The organism is Ruegeria sp. BB5, from assembly GCF_056539405.1.
Genome location: NZ_JBQFUX010000005.1, coordinates 216,595 through 234,428, shown reverse-complemented (window position 1 = coordinate 234,428; position 17,834 = coordinate 216,595). Strand labels below are relative to the sequence as shown.

Annotated in this window: 14 protein-coding genes; 7 read left to right on the top strand and 7 right to left on the bottom strand. The window is 56.8% G+C overall.

Translation table 11 applies throughout. The annotated features are described in order from the left end of the window. Positions 1–6: 6 nt before the first annotated feature. From ACR0DL_RS14055 to nhaC, 7 genes are all read right to left on the bottom strand, one after another. Positions 7–825: an ATP-binding cassette domain-containing protein gene (locus ACR0DL_RS14055; RefSeq protein ID WP_170350493.1), complete on the bottom strand. Its 819-nt coding sequence runs from the start codon at positions 823–825 to the stop codon at positions 7–9. 1 nt (position 826) lies between these two features. Continuing rightward, the gene (locus ACR0DL_RS14050; RefSeq protein ID WP_170350495.1) at positions 827–1,951 is read right to left on the bottom strand and encodes an ABC transporter permease; all 1,125 of its coding nucleotides are present in this window, start codon (positions 1,949–1,951) and stop codon (positions 827–829) included. An 80-nt stretch (positions 1,952–2,031) separates the two neighbouring features. After that, positions 2,032–2,973, bottom strand: a complete 942-nt coding sequence (locus ACR0DL_RS14045) for a sugar ABC transporter substrate-binding protein (protein WP_170350497.1) — start codon at positions 2,971–2,973, stop codon at positions 2,032–2,034. A gap of 125 nt (positions 2,974–3,098) precedes the next feature. Then, the gene (iolG, locus tag ACR0DL_RS14040) at positions 3,099–4,112 is read right to left on the bottom strand and encodes an inositol 2-dehydrogenase (protein ID WP_226689370.1); all 1,014 of its coding nucleotides are present in this window, start codon (positions 4,110–4,112) and stop codon (positions 3,099–3,101) included. Positions 4,113–4,274: 162 nt separating this feature from the next. Next, complete coding sequence (locus ACR0DL_RS14035) at positions 4,275–5,531, bottom strand: Hsp70 family protein (protein WP_480658683.1); 1,257 nt, start codon at positions 5,529–5,531, stop codon at positions 4,275–4,277. Positions 5,532–5,639: 108 nt separating this feature from the next. Further along, positions 5,640–6,656, bottom strand: coding sequence for a GlxA family transcriptional regulator (locus ACR0DL_RS14030; protein WP_170412863.1), 1,017 nt, complete (start codon positions 6,654–6,656; stop codon positions 5,640–5,642). 70 nt (positions 6,657–6,726) lie between these two features. Beyond that, a complete protein-coding gene (nhaC, locus tag ACR0DL_RS14025; protein ID WP_170350505.1) occupies positions 6,727–8,199 on the bottom strand; it encodes a Na+/H+ antiporter NhaC in 1,473 nt (490 codons plus the stop codon). 344 nt (positions 8,200–8,543) lie between these two features. Here nhaC and ACR0DL_RS14020 point away from each other — a divergent pair, with 344 nt between their 5' ends. From ACR0DL_RS14020 to ACR0DL_RS13990, 7 genes are read left to right on the top strand one after another with little or no spacing between them, the layout of a single operon-like run. Next, entirely contained in the window at positions 8,544–9,782 is a 1,239-nt protein-coding gene (locus tag ACR0DL_RS14020; protein WP_480658679.1) for a hydroxymethylglutaryl-CoA reductase, read from the top strand. 56 nt (positions 9,783–9,838) lie between these two features. Continuing rightward, positions 9,839–10,690: a UbiA family prenyltransferase gene (locus ACR0DL_RS14015; RefSeq protein WP_480689707.1), complete on the top strand. Its 852-nt coding sequence runs from the start codon at positions 9,839–9,841 to the stop codon at positions 10,688–10,690. After that, on the top strand, positions 10,687–13,143 hold the full coding sequence (locus tag ACR0DL_RS14010; RefSeq protein ID WP_480689705.1) for a PEP/pyruvate-binding domain-containing protein: 2,457 nt from the start codon (positions 10,687–10,689) through the stop codon (positions 13,141–13,143). The genes ACR0DL_RS14015 and ACR0DL_RS14010 overlap by 4 nt, the downstream gene beginning before the upstream one ends. Then, positions 13,136–14,236: a BtaA family protein gene (locus ACR0DL_RS14005; RefSeq protein WP_480689703.1), complete on the top strand. Its 1,101-nt coding sequence runs from the start codon at positions 13,136–13,138 to the stop codon at positions 14,234–14,236. Before ACR0DL_RS14010 ends, ACR0DL_RS14005 begins: the two co-directional genes overlap by 8 nt. Then, positions 14,233–15,564: a hypothetical protein gene (locus ACR0DL_RS14000; RefSeq protein ID WP_480689701.1), complete on the top strand. Its 1,332-nt coding sequence runs from the start codon at positions 14,233–14,235 to the stop codon at positions 15,562–15,564. The genes ACR0DL_RS14005 and ACR0DL_RS14000 overlap by 4 nt, the downstream gene beginning before the upstream one ends. Beyond that, on the top strand, positions 15,561–16,406 hold the full coding sequence (locus ACR0DL_RS13995; protein WP_480689699.1) for a hypothetical protein: 846 nt from the start codon (positions 15,561–15,563) through the stop codon (positions 16,404–16,406). The genes ACR0DL_RS14000 and ACR0DL_RS13995 overlap by 4 nt, the downstream gene beginning before the upstream one ends. Then, entirely contained in the window at positions 16,399–17,820 is a 1,422-nt protein-coding gene (locus ACR0DL_RS13990) for an AMP-binding protein (RefSeq protein WP_480638778.1), read from the top strand. Before ACR0DL_RS13995 ends, ACR0DL_RS13990 begins: the two co-directional genes overlap by 8 nt. The last annotated feature ends 14 nt before the right edge of the window (positions 17,821–17,834 follow it).

Here is a 17,834-nt window from a genome sequence, read left to right as displayed (position 1 = left end):
ACGGGGTTAAACCGTTCCGCCCAAGGACCCTTCCAGTTCGGCCAGTTCCTGACCGCCTGCCATCAGGTCCTGCAACTCTTCTGGCGTGATTTCCCCGCGCCGTGCAGTGCCCAGCGTCTTGCCCCGGTTCAACACGGTAAAGCGGTCGCCCACAGCCAGCGCGTGGCGCACGTTATGGCTTATGAAAACAACGCCTACGCCTTGACTGCGCACCTTGTCGATGGTCGCCAAAACGTTCGAAGTCTGCCGCACACCAAGGGCCGAGGTCGGTTCGTCCAGGATCAGAATCTTGGCGCCGAAATGAACCGCCCGAGCAATGGCCACCGTCTGACGTTCACCGCCCGACAAGGTACCCACGGCCTGATCGGGACCACGCAGGTTGATGCCCATTTTTCGCATCTCTTCCATAGTGATTTCATCGGCCAGTTTCTTGTCGAAGAAATTGATCCCCGCGACTTTGCGCGTTGGTTCATTCCCCATAAAGAAGTTCCGGCTGACGCTCATTAGTGGGATCATCGCCAGATGCTGGTGTACGGTGGCAATTCCCGCTGCAATCGCATCACGCGGATCTTCGAAATGCATCGGCTTATCTTCAAAGAAGATCTCGCCGGCGGTGGGCTTGTGTACGCCCGACATGGTCTTGATGAAGGTCGACTTGCCCGCGCCATTGTCGCCCAGCAAACAGTGGCATTCGCCGGAACACAGATCAAAGCTGACACCGGCCAGCGCAATCACCGAACCGAAATGCTTTTGAATGTCGACCATCCGAATAATCGGTTTCTTGGCCTGCGCGTCGCCGTGGTGGAACTTGGTGTCTTCGGTCATCTCAGCGTTCTCCTGTGATGATGCGACGGATGTAGGTGTTCAGGATCACAGCACCCAGAAGGATGACGCCCAGGAACACCCGGAATAGCGAGCTTTCGACACCGGCAAAGAACAGACCCTGCTGCACGACGCCAAAGATCAACGCGCCCAACGCCGCCCCAAGGACCGAGCCATAGCCACCAGTCAGCAATGCGCCGCCAATGACCACGGCGATGATCGCCTCGAACTCTTTCAGCAAGCCGCGATCCGCACCGGCCGAACCAAACTCCATCACCTGACAGGTGGCGAAAACCGTGGCGCAAAAGGCAGTGAACATGAACATCAGCACCTTGACCCGGTTCACCGGCACGCCTGAGTTCCGGGCCGCTTCGGCGTCACCACCGGCAGCAAATATCCAGTTCCCGAATTTAGTCTTGGTCAACAGCACATGGCCAAAGATGATCAGCCCGATTGCCCAGATCAGCAACATGGGAATTCCATCGACGACCGGCTGCCCTTCACGTGTACCACGTGAGAACGTTTCGATCAGGCCATTGTTGCCCAGCCAGACGAAGAAGCCTTGAAACACCTTGCCGCCAAACACCCACGCCAACCAATCGCCCTCGGCCACGTCCTTGATGCCGCCAATGATGGTTTTGCGTTCGATAGTCTGCGGCAGGTAGATCGTGAAACCGCGCAAGATGAACAGAAATGCCAGGGTGACGATAAAACTAGGCAGCCCCGTTCGTATGACGATGTAGCCGTTCAGCGCGCCGATTGAGACACACAGGGCAAATGTCACCAGGATCGCCATCCAGACCGGCCAGCTAAGCGTGACCGAAAAGATTGCGATCATCATGCCCGCGAAACCAATCATCGACCCGACGGACAGGTCAAATTCACCCGCGATCATCAGCAGACAGGCCCCTACCGCGATGATCATGAATTGCGCCGAGACAATGGACCAGTTCATGATGCCCTGGCTATTGAACATGCCGCTGTCAAAAGCAAAAAGCAGGAAAAAGGTGAAAACAGCAACTGTCCCGACCATGCCGCCCAATTCGGGGCGGATCAGGGCGCGACGCAGTGGCGAGATCTCTTTGATCCGTTCGTCACCGCCTGCCGTGGATTGAACTGTCTCAGACATTGTGGTCCTCCCTCGCGCGGGTTTCCGAGTGTTGGAGTGGGCGGCGGGCGCACTCCTCTTGCGCCCACCGCTTTGTTAAATCAGCGGTATTCGCCCGCGAACTCTTCGATTTTTGTCAGGCCGTCCGCTGTTACAAAACCGGGACCCGAGTTGATATTGTTGCCCGGCAGGACGCCATAGCGGTGGTAATTGGCCAGAACCACAACCGGCAGATAGGCCTGCAGGAACGGCTGCTGGTCGATACCCCACTGGATGGTGCCGTCCTTGATGCCTTTGACGATTTCACCGCCCAGATCGAACGTGCCGAAATAAATGTCACCGGCCATTCCATTTTCCTGCAGCGCCAGAATGGTCGGGTCCGCCGATGTCGGACCAAGCGTCAGAACAGCGTCGGTTTCAGGGTTGGCGGAAAGATAGGCCAGAACCCGGTTCTTGATTTCAGCGGGGTCCTGACCGGCGTCGATCATCTGCTCGCCCAGTTCCACACCCAGACCATCGGCAAAACCTTGACACCGCTCTTGGCTTGAGGGTTGAACGATATAGTGGTTCACACACAAGAAGGACCCGATCCCGTCCGCCTTGGCCCGCTGACCGGCAGCCAGACCCGCATCATATTCAGGCTGCCCCACATACATCAAAGCGCCAACTTCACGCGCCTTTTCGGGCGTGCCGGTGTTCATGATGATCACGTCGATGCCGGAATCCACCGCTGCCTTGATTGGACCTTCCAGAATGTCCGGGTCGGCCAGCGTGGTAATGATGCCATTGGGGCCAGACGCCGCTGCCTGGTCGATGATCCGTGCCATGTCAGCCAGGTCACCTGTGGGCGGATTGCGGTATTCAACCTCGACACCCATCTGTTCGCCCGCCAGGGCAATGCCATTTTTGATTGTGTTCCACCAGCTGTCGCTGTCAGGGGCGTGGCTGACCAGAATGTATTTCTCACCCTCTGCCGCGACGCCGGTTGCAGTGACCAGCGCCAGCGCGCTGGCAGCCAGTGCGCTTTTTACGAACTTATTCATTTGGTTTCCTCCCATAAAAACAGTTTGTCTTTATTGCCGGGGCAACAGCCCCAGTTATTCGGACCGGCCGAATCTCCTCCGCTCCGGGAATCTGGCGGAGCTTTCCCCAGTTTCCGGATATCCGCTCATTTTGCAACCGGTTTCAAAACATCGGCCATTGCAACAGGCTGCCCTGATTGGGCCGAACGGTTCGCAGCTTCGGCCATGGCCAGGGCAGCAACCCCGTCTTCCAGCGTCACTGGCATTGACGAACCGGACTGCACCGCCTGCACAAACGCATCCCATTCTGCGCGGTATGCAGGCATATAGCGTTCCAGGAAAAAATAGGTCGGCTTCGCCCCAGTGATGCCGTCGGCTGTTGACTTGACCACCGCGTTTTCCAGAATGTTATGAGCCTGCAACAGCCCGCCCGACCCAAGCATTTCGATCCGCTGGTCATAACCGTAGACAGCACGCCGCGAATTCTTGATCACCGCAATCTGACCGCTTGCATAAGTCATTGTTACAACAGCTGTATCCACGTCGCCCGCCCGTCCGATTTCGGGATCGACAATCGAGGTGCCGAAGGCCGAAATCTGCACCGGCAACTGCCCCATCAGATAGTTCGCCATATCGAAATCATGGATCATCATGTCCCGGAATAGACCACCCGAGACTTTGATATAGCTGACGGGCGGAGGGGCCGGATCAAAAGACGTAATCGACAACAACTCGGGCGCGCCAATTTCACCCTGATCGGCTGCGGATTTCAGAGCCGAAAAGCTGGGATCGAACCGGCGATTGAACCCAACCATCACCGGCTGGCCGGTTTCCGCCGCAACGGCTTGGCAGGCAAGTGCCCGTTCAAGGCTGAGATCGACGGGTTTTTCACACAGAACCGCCTTGCCCGCCCGTGTAGCGGCCTCAATCAAGTCAGAATGGGTGTCAGTCGGCGTCGCGATCAGGACGGCATCAATCGACGGGTCTGCGATGATCTCCATCGAGTCGCGCGTGGTTGCCCCCTGTTCAGTGGCAAGGCTTTCAGCCGCATCGGAAATCGCGTCAGAGACAGCGCACAGCTGGCTTTGCGAATGCGCCGCGATGGCCTGTGCATGTACGCGACCAATGCGTCCGGCACCAAGCAATCCGATTCTGAGCATGCAGGCCTCCCGATTCTTTAATTCGAGGATACCATGATTTTCTTTGCAACCGGTTGCAAGATATTTTTCAACTTACTTGATACGATGAGGCTTAAAGGGCTCCGCCCCACGTGAGCGGGCCCCAGTAAACCGCCGTCCATTTCAAGTGGTGCGATCTTTGCCCTACCCGCGCTCTTGCGCTGCCACCAGGGCCAGCCCCTCGGCCACGGCGGTAAAGACAGAGGCAAAGGAATGCTCGGCCGAAGGGAAAACGCCACGCATCGTTTCGGGCACGACGCCCATCAGGCTAGAACCCCCGACATAGACGACGCGGTCGATCTGCTGTGCAGTCAGATCAGCCTGGCGCAGAACTTCGCGTGCCCCCGTGTCCAACTGCGCGGCATGCGCGGCAAGGCTTTCGGCCACCAACACATCACTGAGTTGCGCGGTCAACCCCGTCTCGAGCATGTTCAGCGTGATGGCCGGATCATTCGCCCCTGAGTTCACGGCTATTTTCCCGCGCTCCACCGCAAAGGCCAGTTCGTGACCCAATTCGTGTTCAAGCACTGTTGCAAGCCGCGCTAACCGCTTGGGGGACTCGGCCAGCTTCAGCATATCGCCCACCATGCGGCGGTTCTGGGCCGTGTACAGAAAAGGGACCATTTCCCAGGTCGCAAGGTCATTGAAGATCGCGTTGGGCGTCTGCGACACACCTTTGCCAAAAACATCTCGAACCATCGACCCTTTACCCAACAGGGGCATGACCTGATTGATGCTTATTGTACGATCAAAATCCGTACCGCCAATTCGTACCCCGTGGTTGGCCAGAATCTCGACCTCTGCGGACCTAGTGCGGAAAACCGAAAAATCTGACGTTCCGCCACCGATATCCACAACCAATCCAACCGTGTCATCTGGCCCGGCCGCACCATTCGCAATGGCAGCCGCGGCGGGCTCAGGGCAGAACCGGATGTCGGTAAATCCAGCGGCCTCATAACACGCGTGCAAATCAGCCTCAGCCTGCGCCTCGCGCGGATCGCCCGAGCCATGAAATACCACGGGCCGTCCCGAGACCACGCGGGTGCAAGACACGCCACGCTCGGCCTCGGCCCGCTCTCGAAGCCTGCGCAAGAAAGATCCGATTATCTCGACGAAAGTCACCCTCTGGTTCAGGATCTGGCGCTTTTCATGCATCAACGTGGTGCCCAGCACGCGTTTGAGGGCGCGCATAAATCGCCCCTCCAACCCTTCAAGCAACGCCTGATTAGCAGACTCGCCGATCAGGGTTTCGCGGGTTTCGAAATCAAAGAAAAAGGTTGTGGGAAGGGTCGTGGCGGCGGCGTCGAACCGCACCAAACGGGGTGCACCCGCGTCCACATATGCCACCGCCGAGTTCGACGTGCCAAAATCAATGCCAATCCACGGGCTGCTGGGGGCCATGGCGCATGTCTCCGAGATGTCTGAGCAAAGACGACAGGGCCTAGAGCGTTCGCAGCCCAGGGTCAAGGGACAAACTTGACCGGCTGGATCGGCTGAAACTGGCGGATATTATTCGCGCTTTTCCGACCATCCTCGTCTGAAGGACGTTGGCGCCTCGCCATAACGCTTTTTGAAACGCACCGTAAGCTGGGTCGCACTGCCAAACCCCGTGGCCGCTGCGATTTCGGTAACGGGCAATTCGGTTTCGCTGAGCAGTGCATAAGCGCGCGCAACGCGCAATTCGATGTAAAACTGCACAGGTGAAACTTCGACATATTTCTGGAACAGGCGCTCCAACTGGCGGCGTGATATCTGAACAGCCTCTGCTATTTCCGAGATATCCAACGGATCCTCTAGGTTCTCATGCATGATCTGCATGGCGTTGATCAGGTACTGGTTGCGGCTACCCAAAGCCACCGAAAAGGCGGATTTCTGGAGGGTTTTGCGGTTGTTCGACCGAAAATGGATGCACATGTCGGAAACGATGACGGCCAGATCCTTTCCGAAATCAGACTCGATCATATCCAGCATCATATCGGTCGCGGCATTGCCGCCGCCGCATGTCATAAGCTCATTGTCGATTTCATACAGGTTTGCAGAAGGTTCCAGCCCTTCAAAATGCTCGATAAAGGCGGGGTGGTTTTCCCAGTGTAAGGTGAACCGCTTTCCGGTTAGCGCTCCGGCTTTGGCAAGTGCAAATGCACCGGTGCAGATACCACCAAGCTTGCAGCCAAAGGCCTTCTGGCGACTGATCCACGACAGTACCCTGGGATTGGTGCTTTCTGCCGGTTCTATGCCAGAGCAGACGAACATCCTTGATAGGCGCGGTAGGTTTTGCAGTGCAGTGTCCGGGGTGATTTCAATTCCGTTTGAGCATTGAACCGGGTTTCCATCTTCGGTGATCAGATACCATTTGTAGAGCTCTCTGTTCGTGACCTGATTGGCGATCCTCAACGGCTCGACAGCTGCGCTAAAGGCCAGCATGGTTAGTTTCGGCAGAAGCAGGAAATAGATCTCTTTGGCTGGCCCGTCATGGTCTATGCGAAAACTGGCCGCCCCTTTTGGAATGAAGTTCTTGGGGCTCATTCTTTTTCCTCCCAATACCAACCGAGATGGGTGAAACGCACCAACACCCGAAGGTGTTGGTGCAGGTCGATCAGGCGTGCCACTCAGCAACAGGCTCGCCGCTGGCTTCCCAAGCGTGGATTTCCTCGTCACTGGCTTTGGGCGAGAAAAGCCCAGTCATAGCATAAAAGATACCGATGACAGGTGACAGCCAGCAAGCAAACGCAAGGGGAATGTATAGCAGGTTTTCAAAATTCCCGTCTGCGATCCCAAGACCAAGTGCGGTGATCACAAAGGCGCCTCCGGCGTTCCAGGGGATCAGGGGCGAGACCAAGGTACCGCCTTCTTCGACAGCGCGTGACAGGTTCAACGGTGAATACCCCATGGCCCGATAGACAGGCGCATACATGCGGCCCGGCAGGGCGATGGAAAGATACGGGTCGCCCGCAACGGTGTTTGTCGCCACCGAAGTCAAAATGGCCGAGGTCTGAATGCCCGCGAAGGTCTTCACCTTCGAGATGACCACATTGATGATCGCCTGAAGGCAGCCAACGCGCTCCAACGCGCCGCCAAACCCCAAGGCAAGCAGCACCAGCGAGATGGTCCACATCATCGACTGAATACCGCCACGGTTCAGCAGCGGGTCGATTTCGGGAACGCCGGTATCAATGGAATATCCGCTGTTGGCGAAGGTAAACGTTTCGTGCAGACCCGCACCCTGGCAAAAGATGGCCATGATGCCACCAACGACGGCCCCTGCAAACAGCGACGGGATCGGAGGCTGTTTCATAACCGCCAGAACGATGACCAGAACCGCCGGGAACAACATGATCGGGGAAATCCAGAATGCCTCATCCAGTGCGGTTGTGATGGCATGGATGCGGTCAAACGACACTTGCGATGTGTCGATCAACGTAAAACCGACAACAAAGTAGATCACCAGCGCAATCAACATGGACGGAACCGTGGTGGGTAACATGTTCCGGATATGATCGAACAGATTGGTGCCTGTCACGGCGGGTGCCAGGTTCGTAGTGTCCGACAAAGGTGAGATCTTGTCGCCGAAGAAAGCACCTGAGACGACCGCACCAGCCGTCCAATACATCGGAATACCAAATCCGGCGCCGATGCCCATCAGGGCCAGCCCGACAGTGCCCGTCGTTCCCCAGGAGGTGCCCAGCGAGACAGAGACGATGGAACACAACACCATGCCCGCGGCCAGAAACAGCTCGGGCGACAGTATCTTCAGACCATAATAGATCAGTGTCGGAACCGTGCCGCTTGCGATCCACACACCAATGATCATGCCAACCGTGATCAGAATCGAAACAGACGGTAGTGAAATATTGATGACGTGGAATACGCCCTCTTCGATGCTGGGCCATTTGTGGCCAAGCATAAGGCCGACAACCCCAGTAATCGCTATCCCAAACGCCAGCGGAATATGTGGGGTAAAGTCGCCAAAATAGAAAAGCTGCAGGCCAAGCACGAAAAGGGTCAGCACAATTGGTACAAGCGCCAGCCCCAGACTTGGCTGTCTTATGTGTTCTTCATTCGCAGACATTTGGGTCTCCTCCGTTGGAATAATCCAGAACCGTGATGATCCGCGGAAGAAACCAAGTTTTAGGGAACCGCACCGTCGGTCAAAGCGCACATCCTATAGAAATTTGCGACACGGTTGCGTCGATTTTCGGCCCAGGCCCGACGCGGCGATGCACATGTAAGCACGCATAGTGCAATCAAACATATCCACTGCGGCACGGTTGGGGTCCTTTCGATTCAAGGAGATATGGCTGGATATCGGCGGACCTTTTGGTAACGTGCAGACACATTGATTTGCATCTGCAATAGTTTTTGCGGGACAGATACCGGAGCGTACTTTTGATAATTCCGTTTCACGTTCGTGAGATGCTTCATCGCATCAAGGCTCGATTTGATGCCGATCAGATACCGCAGCAGATGGCGTCAAACGACGCCGAATTTGCGACCTTGCGACCATCGCGCAAGACAACCCCTGAAATGGTTGTGCGGTTTTGGGAAAAGCTGAAACCAACCGCAGGTGATGAAGATCAGGCGCAGATTGCGGACCCTGCAACGCTTGACGCTGCAGAAATTTACAGTGCCAATATCGAAAATTTCATTGGGACGGTTAAGCTTCCTGTTGGAGTTATTGGGCCGTTGCGTTTGAACGGAATGAACGCAAACGGGGATTTCCACGTTCCCCTCGCCACAACCGAGGCGGCGTTGGTCGCCTCATATGCCCGGGGTGCCTATGCCGCCACCCGGTCTGGTGGTATCAGCACGGCTGTTTTGTACGAAGGGGTGCTGCGCACTCCGGCTTTTGTGTTTGAAAGCCTGCTAAAGGCCGGGCAATTCGTGGATTGGGTGGTTTCAAATGTCGAAATGCTCAAATCCGCGGCCGAGGCGACCACCGGCCACGGCAAGCTAGTTTCGCTGGAGCCGTTCATAGACACCAACGTCGTGTTCTTGATCTGCCGATACACCACCGGCGATGCAGCCGGACAGAACATGGTGACCATTGCCACCGATGCGATGTGCCATGAAATTGCAGATAACTGTCCGGTCGAGTTCGAGAACTGGTATGTCGAAGGGAATTTCTCAGGTGATAAGAAAGCTTCGGCGCTTGGGCTGGTGACAGGGCGCGGACGAAAGGTTAGCGCCTCGGTCACACTTCCTGCTGAAATTGTCGAAAAGACGCTAGGCACAACGGTCGAGGCGATGTTGGCCTATGGGCGTGTCGCCAATCTGGGTGCGCATCTGTCGGGTCAGTTTGGCGCACAGGCGCATTATGCCAACGGGCTGGCCGCGTTTTACATAGCAACCGGCCAGGACGCGGCTTGCGTGGCCGAAAGTGCGATGGGCGTCACAAGAATGGAGCCAAGGGGTGATGATCTATTCTGTTCGGTGACGTTGCCAAACATTTTGGTTGGATCAGTAGGGGGCGGCACCGGGTTGCCAAGCCAGACTGCGGCCCTGAATATACTCGGCCTTAAGGGCAACGGGTGTGGTACAGCGTTGGCTGAGGTGGCCGCGGCAACCTGCCTGTGTGGGGAAATATCCATCCTCGCGGCGATCGCGGCAGGGCATTTTACCCGCGCTCATGAAAGTCTGGCCCGCCAAAGATGAGCTTTCAAAGCCGCTTCTGGATTTATCAGACTGAGCGATTTCCGCTGAAGAAAACCGTGCCCCTGCTGCTTGTGTTTTCTGCGGCCAGTATATGTGTGTCCGCCCGTCTGGCGGATCGCCCCCTGCCGGAATGGCCTGCATTTGCCGCCGGTTTTGTCCTTGCCATGGCGCTGTTTTTCCAGATGCGGGTCTGTGACGAATTCAAAGACGCCGAGGATGACCGACGTTACCGGCCCGACAGGCCAATTCCACGTGGTCTGGTATCCAAGCGCGAAGTATTGGGCTGGGGCCTGTTGACCGTGCCTTTGTCTGTTGCCGCCGCCTGGCTGTGGTACCCGCCGGTCTTGTGGCTATTGGGTTTAGTCTGGATCTGGCTTGGGGCAATGACCGTCGAATTTGGCGCGCCCGCCCGGTTGAAGGCACGACCGGTCCTGTACCTGCTAAGCCATATGGCAATCATGCCTCTGATCGATTTGCTGCTGACCGGCATCGAATGGCTGCCAAAAGGTCAGGCGGCACCCTTCCTGTGGTTGTTTCTGGCGCTGTCCTTCGTGAACGGGTGTGTGCTTGAGATTGGCCGCAAATTGTGGGCACCCGAAAATGAGATCACCGGCGTGGACACCTATTCCGGGTTATGGGGCCCGCCTCAGGCAGGGCGCATCTGGGTGGGTTGCGTTTTGATATCCTATGCGCTGCTTGTGGGCACAGGTGCCGCAACCGGCGTTGGTTGGTTAAGCGCCTTGATCGGCGGGTTGGCCCTGATCCCCTGTTGTCTGGCAGCAAAACGCTATGTTCAGGCGCCGACAGTGAAAGCCCAAGACCGGATGGACACAATCGCCGGCCTATGGGTGTTTTTCTGCTACGCCACAGCTGGTTTCCTTCCGTACCTGATCGGAGCGCTTACATGACCTTCATCGTCGCCCAATCGGATGCAAACGATGTTTCCGTTGTAGGGGGCAAGGCAGCTGCTTTATCGCATCTTACGCAGCATGGTTTTGCCCCGCCCGCATTTTTTGTCATCACCAGCGATGCATTCCGCATGGGGAAATCCGGTCCCATTGCTCAAAACGGTCTGCAATCGGCTTTGTCTGCCGCGCTGAAAACACTCGGAACCGGGCCTTACGCGGTTCGTAGCTCTGGTAAGGCCGAAGATGGTGTGGAACACAGCCATGCGGGACAATATGAAACGGTTCTGAACGTTTCGGGCAGCTCTGTTTTGAAAGCGGCCAAAAAGGTCTGGCATTCCGGTTTCTCAGAGACGGTCGAGACATACCGCGCGGTCAAATCCGGGGGCGAGGTCGAAGGACCCGCGATCATCGTACAGCGCATGATTAATCCAAAATCTGCAGGTGTCGCATTTTCCGCCGACCCGGTTAGCGGTCGTCGCGGTGTGGTCGTAATTTCGGCAATTGATGGTCTGGCTGAGCAGTTGGTTTCTGGTGAGACGGACGGGGAAGATTGGATCATAGGCGCGGATGACGCTCCTGAAAGCGCGCCGGATAAACCTGAGTATTTAACGGTGAGTGACGCGCAATCCATTGCCGCCCTCGCGCGCAAAGCCGAAGAGCTTTTCGGATCGCCCCAGGATATTGAATGGGCCATTGATGCACAGGGGCTTCATATTCTGCAGGCCCGACCAATCACAACGCCATTGCGCCCCGCGGCCTTGGCCGACACAACGCTGACGATTTTCGACAACTCGAACATTGTCGAAAGCTATCCCGGTATCGTTAGCCCGCTGACCTATTCCTTTGCTCTGCACGTGTATGCTCAGGTCTACCGCGCGTTTGTCAGGTTGTTGGGCGTCTCCAAGCGTACTGTCGACCAGAATCCAACGGTGTTCGACAATTTGCTCGGGCGCGTGGATGGGCGTGTCTATTACAACCTGATCAACTGGTATCGGGCCTTGGCCCTGTTGCCGGGGTTTTCGCTGAACCGCGACTATATGGAAACGATGATGGGCGTGTCGGAACCCATGCCGCGAGAGGTCACGGATGCCCTTGCCCCACCCCCCTCGGTTGGTTGGCGCAGGATTGTAGAATACGCAAAGCTGGGCAAGGTCGCGGCCGGGCTGATCTGGCAGGCCATCTGCCTACCACGGACGCGGCGAAACTTTTATGACAGGCTGAACGGGGTATTGCAGGCGGGGCTGGACGTAGATGCGTCTAATGCGACCCAGCTTGCAGCCGAATACCGCCGCATCGAAAGCACCCTGCTGGATCGGTGGGATGCCCCATTGATCAATGATTTTCTGTGCATGATTGCATTTGGCGGGTCGCGCAACCTGCTGCAAAGGTGGCTTGGTGAAGACGGCCTGACGCTGCATAATGACCTGATGATTGGCCAGGGTGACATCGTGTCAGCCGAACCTGCGCAGCGCATTGCCCGGATTGGCCATCTGGTGCGCACCGCCGGTATCACGGAACAGTTGAAAGCTGACGCGCGGCTGTCCGTTTTGTCCGCGCACCCACAGATCGAGACTGAAGTTGAATCCTATCTGGAAAAATTCGGAGACCGCTGCACCGAAGAGCTAAAGCTGGAAAGCATCCCTCTGCAAGACGACCCGACAAGCCTGTTGCTGGCAATTGCCGCTTGCGCCGATCATCCTCCCGGCGGGCGTCAGGAAGGCCGTGAACCGGATTGGAAGGCACTGTTCCCAGCGAGCCCGATCAAGCGACATGTTGCGAAATGGATTTTGGGTTGGACCAAGGCGCGTGTGCGCGACCGCGAAAACCTGCGCTTTGAACGCACCCGCATCTTTGGCTATGCGCGCCGTGTGTTTTTGGGGATCGGTCGGGAATTTGCCGCGCGCGACTTGCTTGAAACACCAAAAGATGTGTTCTTTCTGACAACGCATGAAGTTCTTGGCGCGGTCGAGGGGTTCAGCCTGTCGCCTGACCTGAAAGGCATCGTTGCACGACGCAAAGCCGAAGATGCGGCCTCATCCCAACGCCCCGGTCCGCCCGAACGGATTGAAATCCAAGGTCCTGCCATCGCGCCTGTTTGGTCTGATTCGATTGAGGCCGAAGCAGATGCCACACGGACAAAGCACGGAACGGGCTGTTCCGCGGGTCAGGTCAAAGCACGTGCGCGGGTGATCCGCGATCCTCGGACCGAGGCGCTGAACCCCGGCGAAGTACTGGTCGCCCGCCACACCGATCCAGGCTGGATCGCCGTTTTCTCGAACGCCTCTGCCATCGTTGTCGAACGTGGCAGCTTGTTGTCCCACTCGGCCATTGTGGCGCGCGAATTGGGTATCCCCTGCGTTGTTGGCCTAAAAGGGGCCACACAATGGATCAAAGACGGAGAAGTACTGTCTGTCGACGGGGCAAGCGGCGCAGTGGAGCGGTGCGATGCGTAGCAGTGAAATCGAAGACAAGGCGGATTTCGACCATATCCGGTACGCCCAACTGTGGGAGGATGCGGACGTCCTGACCGCCGCATTGGGTGATTGCACGGGGCGGACACTGGTGTCGATATGTTCGGCCGGAGACAATGCGCTGGCCATGCTGACACTCGATCCCGCGCGTGTTGTGGTGCTGGATTTGTCCCCGGCTCAGATCGCCTGCCTCAAGCTCAGGATCGCGGCGTATAAGGTGTTGACGCATTCAGAGTTCATTGAGTTGACGGGCTCGCGCCCAAGCAAGCGGCGGCTTGCTTTGTTGAACCGGGTGTTGGAAGAAACCGATGAAGAAACAAACGCCTTCTGGCAGACCCTTGCGTCCGAAGTAGACAGACACGGCATCGGCGGCGTCGGTAAGTTCGAGCGGTATTTTCGCATCTTTCGAACCTGGCTGTTACCGCTGGTCCATTCGCGCCGCACCGTCGACGACGTGTTCACGCCCCGCCCCCCCGACGCACGCGAGGTTTTTTTCGACACGCGGTTCAACACATTCCGATGGCGGTTGTTGCTAAACACTTTCTTCTCGCGATTCGTGATGGGGCGGATGGGGCGGGACAGCGCGTTTTTCGACCACGTAGATGGAAGCCCGGCCCAACATGTTGCTCGCCGACTGCGCCATGCCGGGGTCGCGACCGATCCATCGCAAAACCCCTATCTGCACTGGATTCTAAAGGGCACCCATGGCGACGCATTGCCGATGGCGTGGCGTCCGGAACATTATGAAACTGTCCGGTCCCGATTGGATCGCCTGGATATTCGCCTTGGCTCACTCGAGGCCTTCATCTCGACGGGCGAAAAGGCCAGCGGGTTCAACCTGTCCGACATTTTCGAATACATGTCCCCTGAAACGTTCAAGCAGGTCTATGGTGCGATCCTGAGTGCTGCAGAGCCAAATGCACGATTGGTCTATTGGAACATGATGGCGCCGCGCCGTGTACCAGCGGATTACCGGGACAGGATTGAAACCCTGACCGAAATCGAAACACAGCAGAAGGCCCGCGATCTGGCCTTCTTCTATTCGGATTTCGTGGTCGAAGAGGTCCGGCCTTGACCGTTCTCATGCAGATATTGCTGGCGGCAGGGTCGGTGTTGGCATTGCTCGGCGTGATGATGGTCATCCGCCACCTGGCCAAAGCTGCAGGGCTGAACGCCGAAGTGCAGCGGAAACTGATGCATGTAAGCACGGGGCTCTTTGCGTTGCTGCTGCCCTGGATCTTTTCCGACCGCTGGCCGGTTTACATGCTGATCGCCGCCACAATGCTTGTGATGCTTGTCTTGCGTCTTCCTCGTTTTTCGAAAGGTCTTGGCGCGACCCTGCATGGGGTGGAGCGAACATCCTATGGTGACTTCCTGCTCGCGTTGTCGGTGGGGCTATGCTTCTTGCTGGCCGGGGATAACCTGTTGTTCTACATCTTGCCGATTGCGGTTCTGACCTTGGCAGACGCCGCCGCCGCGCTGGCCGGAACCGCGTATGGAACGCGGCGATTCATTGTCGAGGATGGTGAGAAAAGCGTCGAGGGATCGGTGGTTTTTTTCGTGGTTACGATGCTGATCGCGATCGTCTGTTTTCTGTTCATGGCCGCCTTGCCACTAGCGAACATCCTTATGCTCTGCGTTATGGTTGCTGCTTTTGGAACCCTGGTCGAGGCCCAAAGCTGGCGGGGTTTTGACAACCTGTTCCTCCCACTTGGTCTCCTGATTTTTCTGAGCGTACACTTCGACAGTTCCTTGATTGAGCTGGCGACCATAGCCTTGGTTTTTCTGGCCTCGCTCGGCGGTTTCAGCATCCTGGGCGCAAGGCTGGGTCTTACCAAACATGCCACACGGGTTTACGTCATCACCGTTTTCCTCTTGCTGGCAGTCACTGCACTTCAAAATGCGGTCCTGCCTATTTTGGTACTAGCGACGCATCTTTGGGCACGGGTATCGACCCCCTGCGACAGCAAGTACCCGGATCTGGATGTCGTAGCGTCTCTGGGGTTGTTTAGTTTCGGATGGCTGGCGCTTGGCAATGCGACCGGGTGGAATGCCGTATCGTTTTATGGCCTCAGTGCGATGGGGCTAGCCATGGGGTTCAGCGTTCTGGCGCTGCGAGGCAAAATCCTTGCGATCCTTGTGGTGGCCACAACATTATTCTTAGTCAGACACTTTGCTACTGCGCTGAATCCGGAACCTGCACGCTGGGCCGAACCGCTGACAATTCTGGCGCTGCTTTCCTTAATCTGCATGACGGCCGTACCGTGGATCAGACCGCGGTGGTTTGAAAAAGATCGGGTGCTGAGGTTAACAGTATTGGCCCTTGCCCTTCCGTTGATCTATTACGCGTACTCCGTTGCGGGATCGATCGGTGCAGGTTTTTTTGCCGGAGTCGCGTCATGACCAAAGAGACAATCAAAACCGCTGATGCGAAGCTGACCGTTTACCTGAACGGCCCCAATTGGGAGGGCGTACAAGCGGCAACATTCGGTGACTTTTCATGCAAATCACCCGAAGCCGGTGCCGAAATTCTGGATACGGGTATAGAACTGGTCAGAAACGCAGGCATCGACCGGGTCATTGGGCCGATGTCAGGGGACACCTGGCACAGTTACCGGTTCGTCTCCTACAGCGACGGATCCGCTCCGTTCCTGATGGAGCCGACCAACAAAGCGCATGAACCTGAAGTCTTCCGATCCGCGGGTTTTTGCGAAATCAGCCGGTATTTCTCGGCCCGTGTAGAGTTGGAAGATACCGACACAGTGGCACCGCCTGAAAACGATGGTTTTGAGGTGGAAGCGTGGGATGGAAATGATCCCGAGGGCTTGTTTCGCCAGGTGTTCGCGCTGTCTGCACAGGCGTTTTCGGAAAACGCGTTTTACAAACCGATTTCCGAGTCCGAATTCCTGGCCATGTACCTGCCTGTCGTGCCGATGATGAAGCGTGAACTGATCCTGTTTGCGCGTCGCCACGATGGCAATTTGGCGGGTTTTCTGTTCGGCATTCCCAACTATGCCGAAGGGCCCACCCCCAGTTCCGCGATCCTCAAAACCTATGCAAGCCTGGAACCGGGCGCAGGGCGGCATCTGGCCCAAAGGTTTCACAAAGCGGCTGCAGAGATGGGGTGCAAAACTGCCATCCATGCCCTGATCCACGACGACAATAAGTCCGCTGATCGCAGTGCGGCAGAAGGGGCGACTATATTCCGGCGATACTCTCTGCTTGGACGTAAGCTGAATGGCTGATTTGATAGCACATTTTGCTGCTGCGGTTGAACGGTTTCCGAACAGAACCGCCATAGTGGACGGCAAAGGCCGCCAGATCAGTTTTCAACAACTGCACTCTCGCATGCAGAAACTGGCAGGCCGATGGCACGCAAAAGGTATCAGGCCAGGCGACCGCGTATTGCTGGCAATGCCCGTCGACGCGGACCTATATGCAAGCCTGGCGGCCCTGTGGTCGTTGGGTGCAACCGTTGTGCTGCCGGAACCGGCAATGGGACTGGCCGGTTTGCGCCACGCTGCGCGGGCCACTTCGCCCAAGGCGTTCTGCGCAGCTGGCGTGTACTCTTTGCTCAAGTTTCTAATTCCAGAGCTTTGGAGGCTGCGTCTTTTGACACCCAATGAAAGCCCTGGCTCGCCGCCCAATCATCAGATTCGGGCGGATGACACAGCCTTAATCTCATTTACCTCTGGAACGACATGCCAGCCCAAGGCCATCCCGCGCACGCATGCGTTTTTAATGGCGCAACACGACGCCATTGCGCCCCTTCTAGAAAGCGACAAGGCCGAAAGGGATTTGGTGGCCTTTCCGGTGTTCACCCTGATCAACCTGGCCGCAGGGCGCACCACAGTTATGCCAAACTGGCGGCTGAGCAAGCTTGACCGCCTTGCGCCCACCCACTTGGCGGACTGGATTCAAAAGCAGCAGGTCACCCGCGCCCTCATTCCACCCTCAATTTGCGAAAAACTGACCCAAACCCAAAATACCGGACAGTTGAACACGGTCTTCACGGGTGGCGGTCCGGTTTTTCCGGACCTTGTCGACACGCTGCAAACCAGAAACGAGCTTTCAGTGGTTTGTGTTTATGGATCGACCGAGGCTGAGCCGATTGCCCACCTTGATGCCACAGATATCTCGGAAAACGATCACCGACAGATGGCCGAAGGGAAAGGTCTACTTGTGGGGTATCCGGTTCCTGAAATCATACTCCGCATCTGCGACAACGAGATACAGGTCGCCGGGGCGCACGTGAATGACGGCTATCTTGATCCCGCACATTCGGGCGAAAATAAAATCATAGAAGGCGCCGTCATCTGGCATCGCACCGGAGACGCCGGCACGTTGGATGAAGAGGGACGCTTGTGGTTGTGGGGTCGGGTGGGGTCTGAAATAGAAGTGAAATCGGGCCTGCTCTTTCCCTTTGCGATTGAAGTCGCGGCAAGACAATGGCCGGGTGTTGCGCGCTGTGCGTTGATCAACACTGGGACCAGACCGACGCTATGTGTCGAAGGGCGGCGTGATCACCTTCAGGATTGGCGTAAATTCGCGTCTGAATTTGGCGTGCCCAATGTGATTTCAGTTCACAAAATCCCCATGGACAAACGCCACGCATCTAAAGTTGACCGCTCGGAACTTGAACGTATCGTTGCCCGCTAGTGCAACACGGGTCG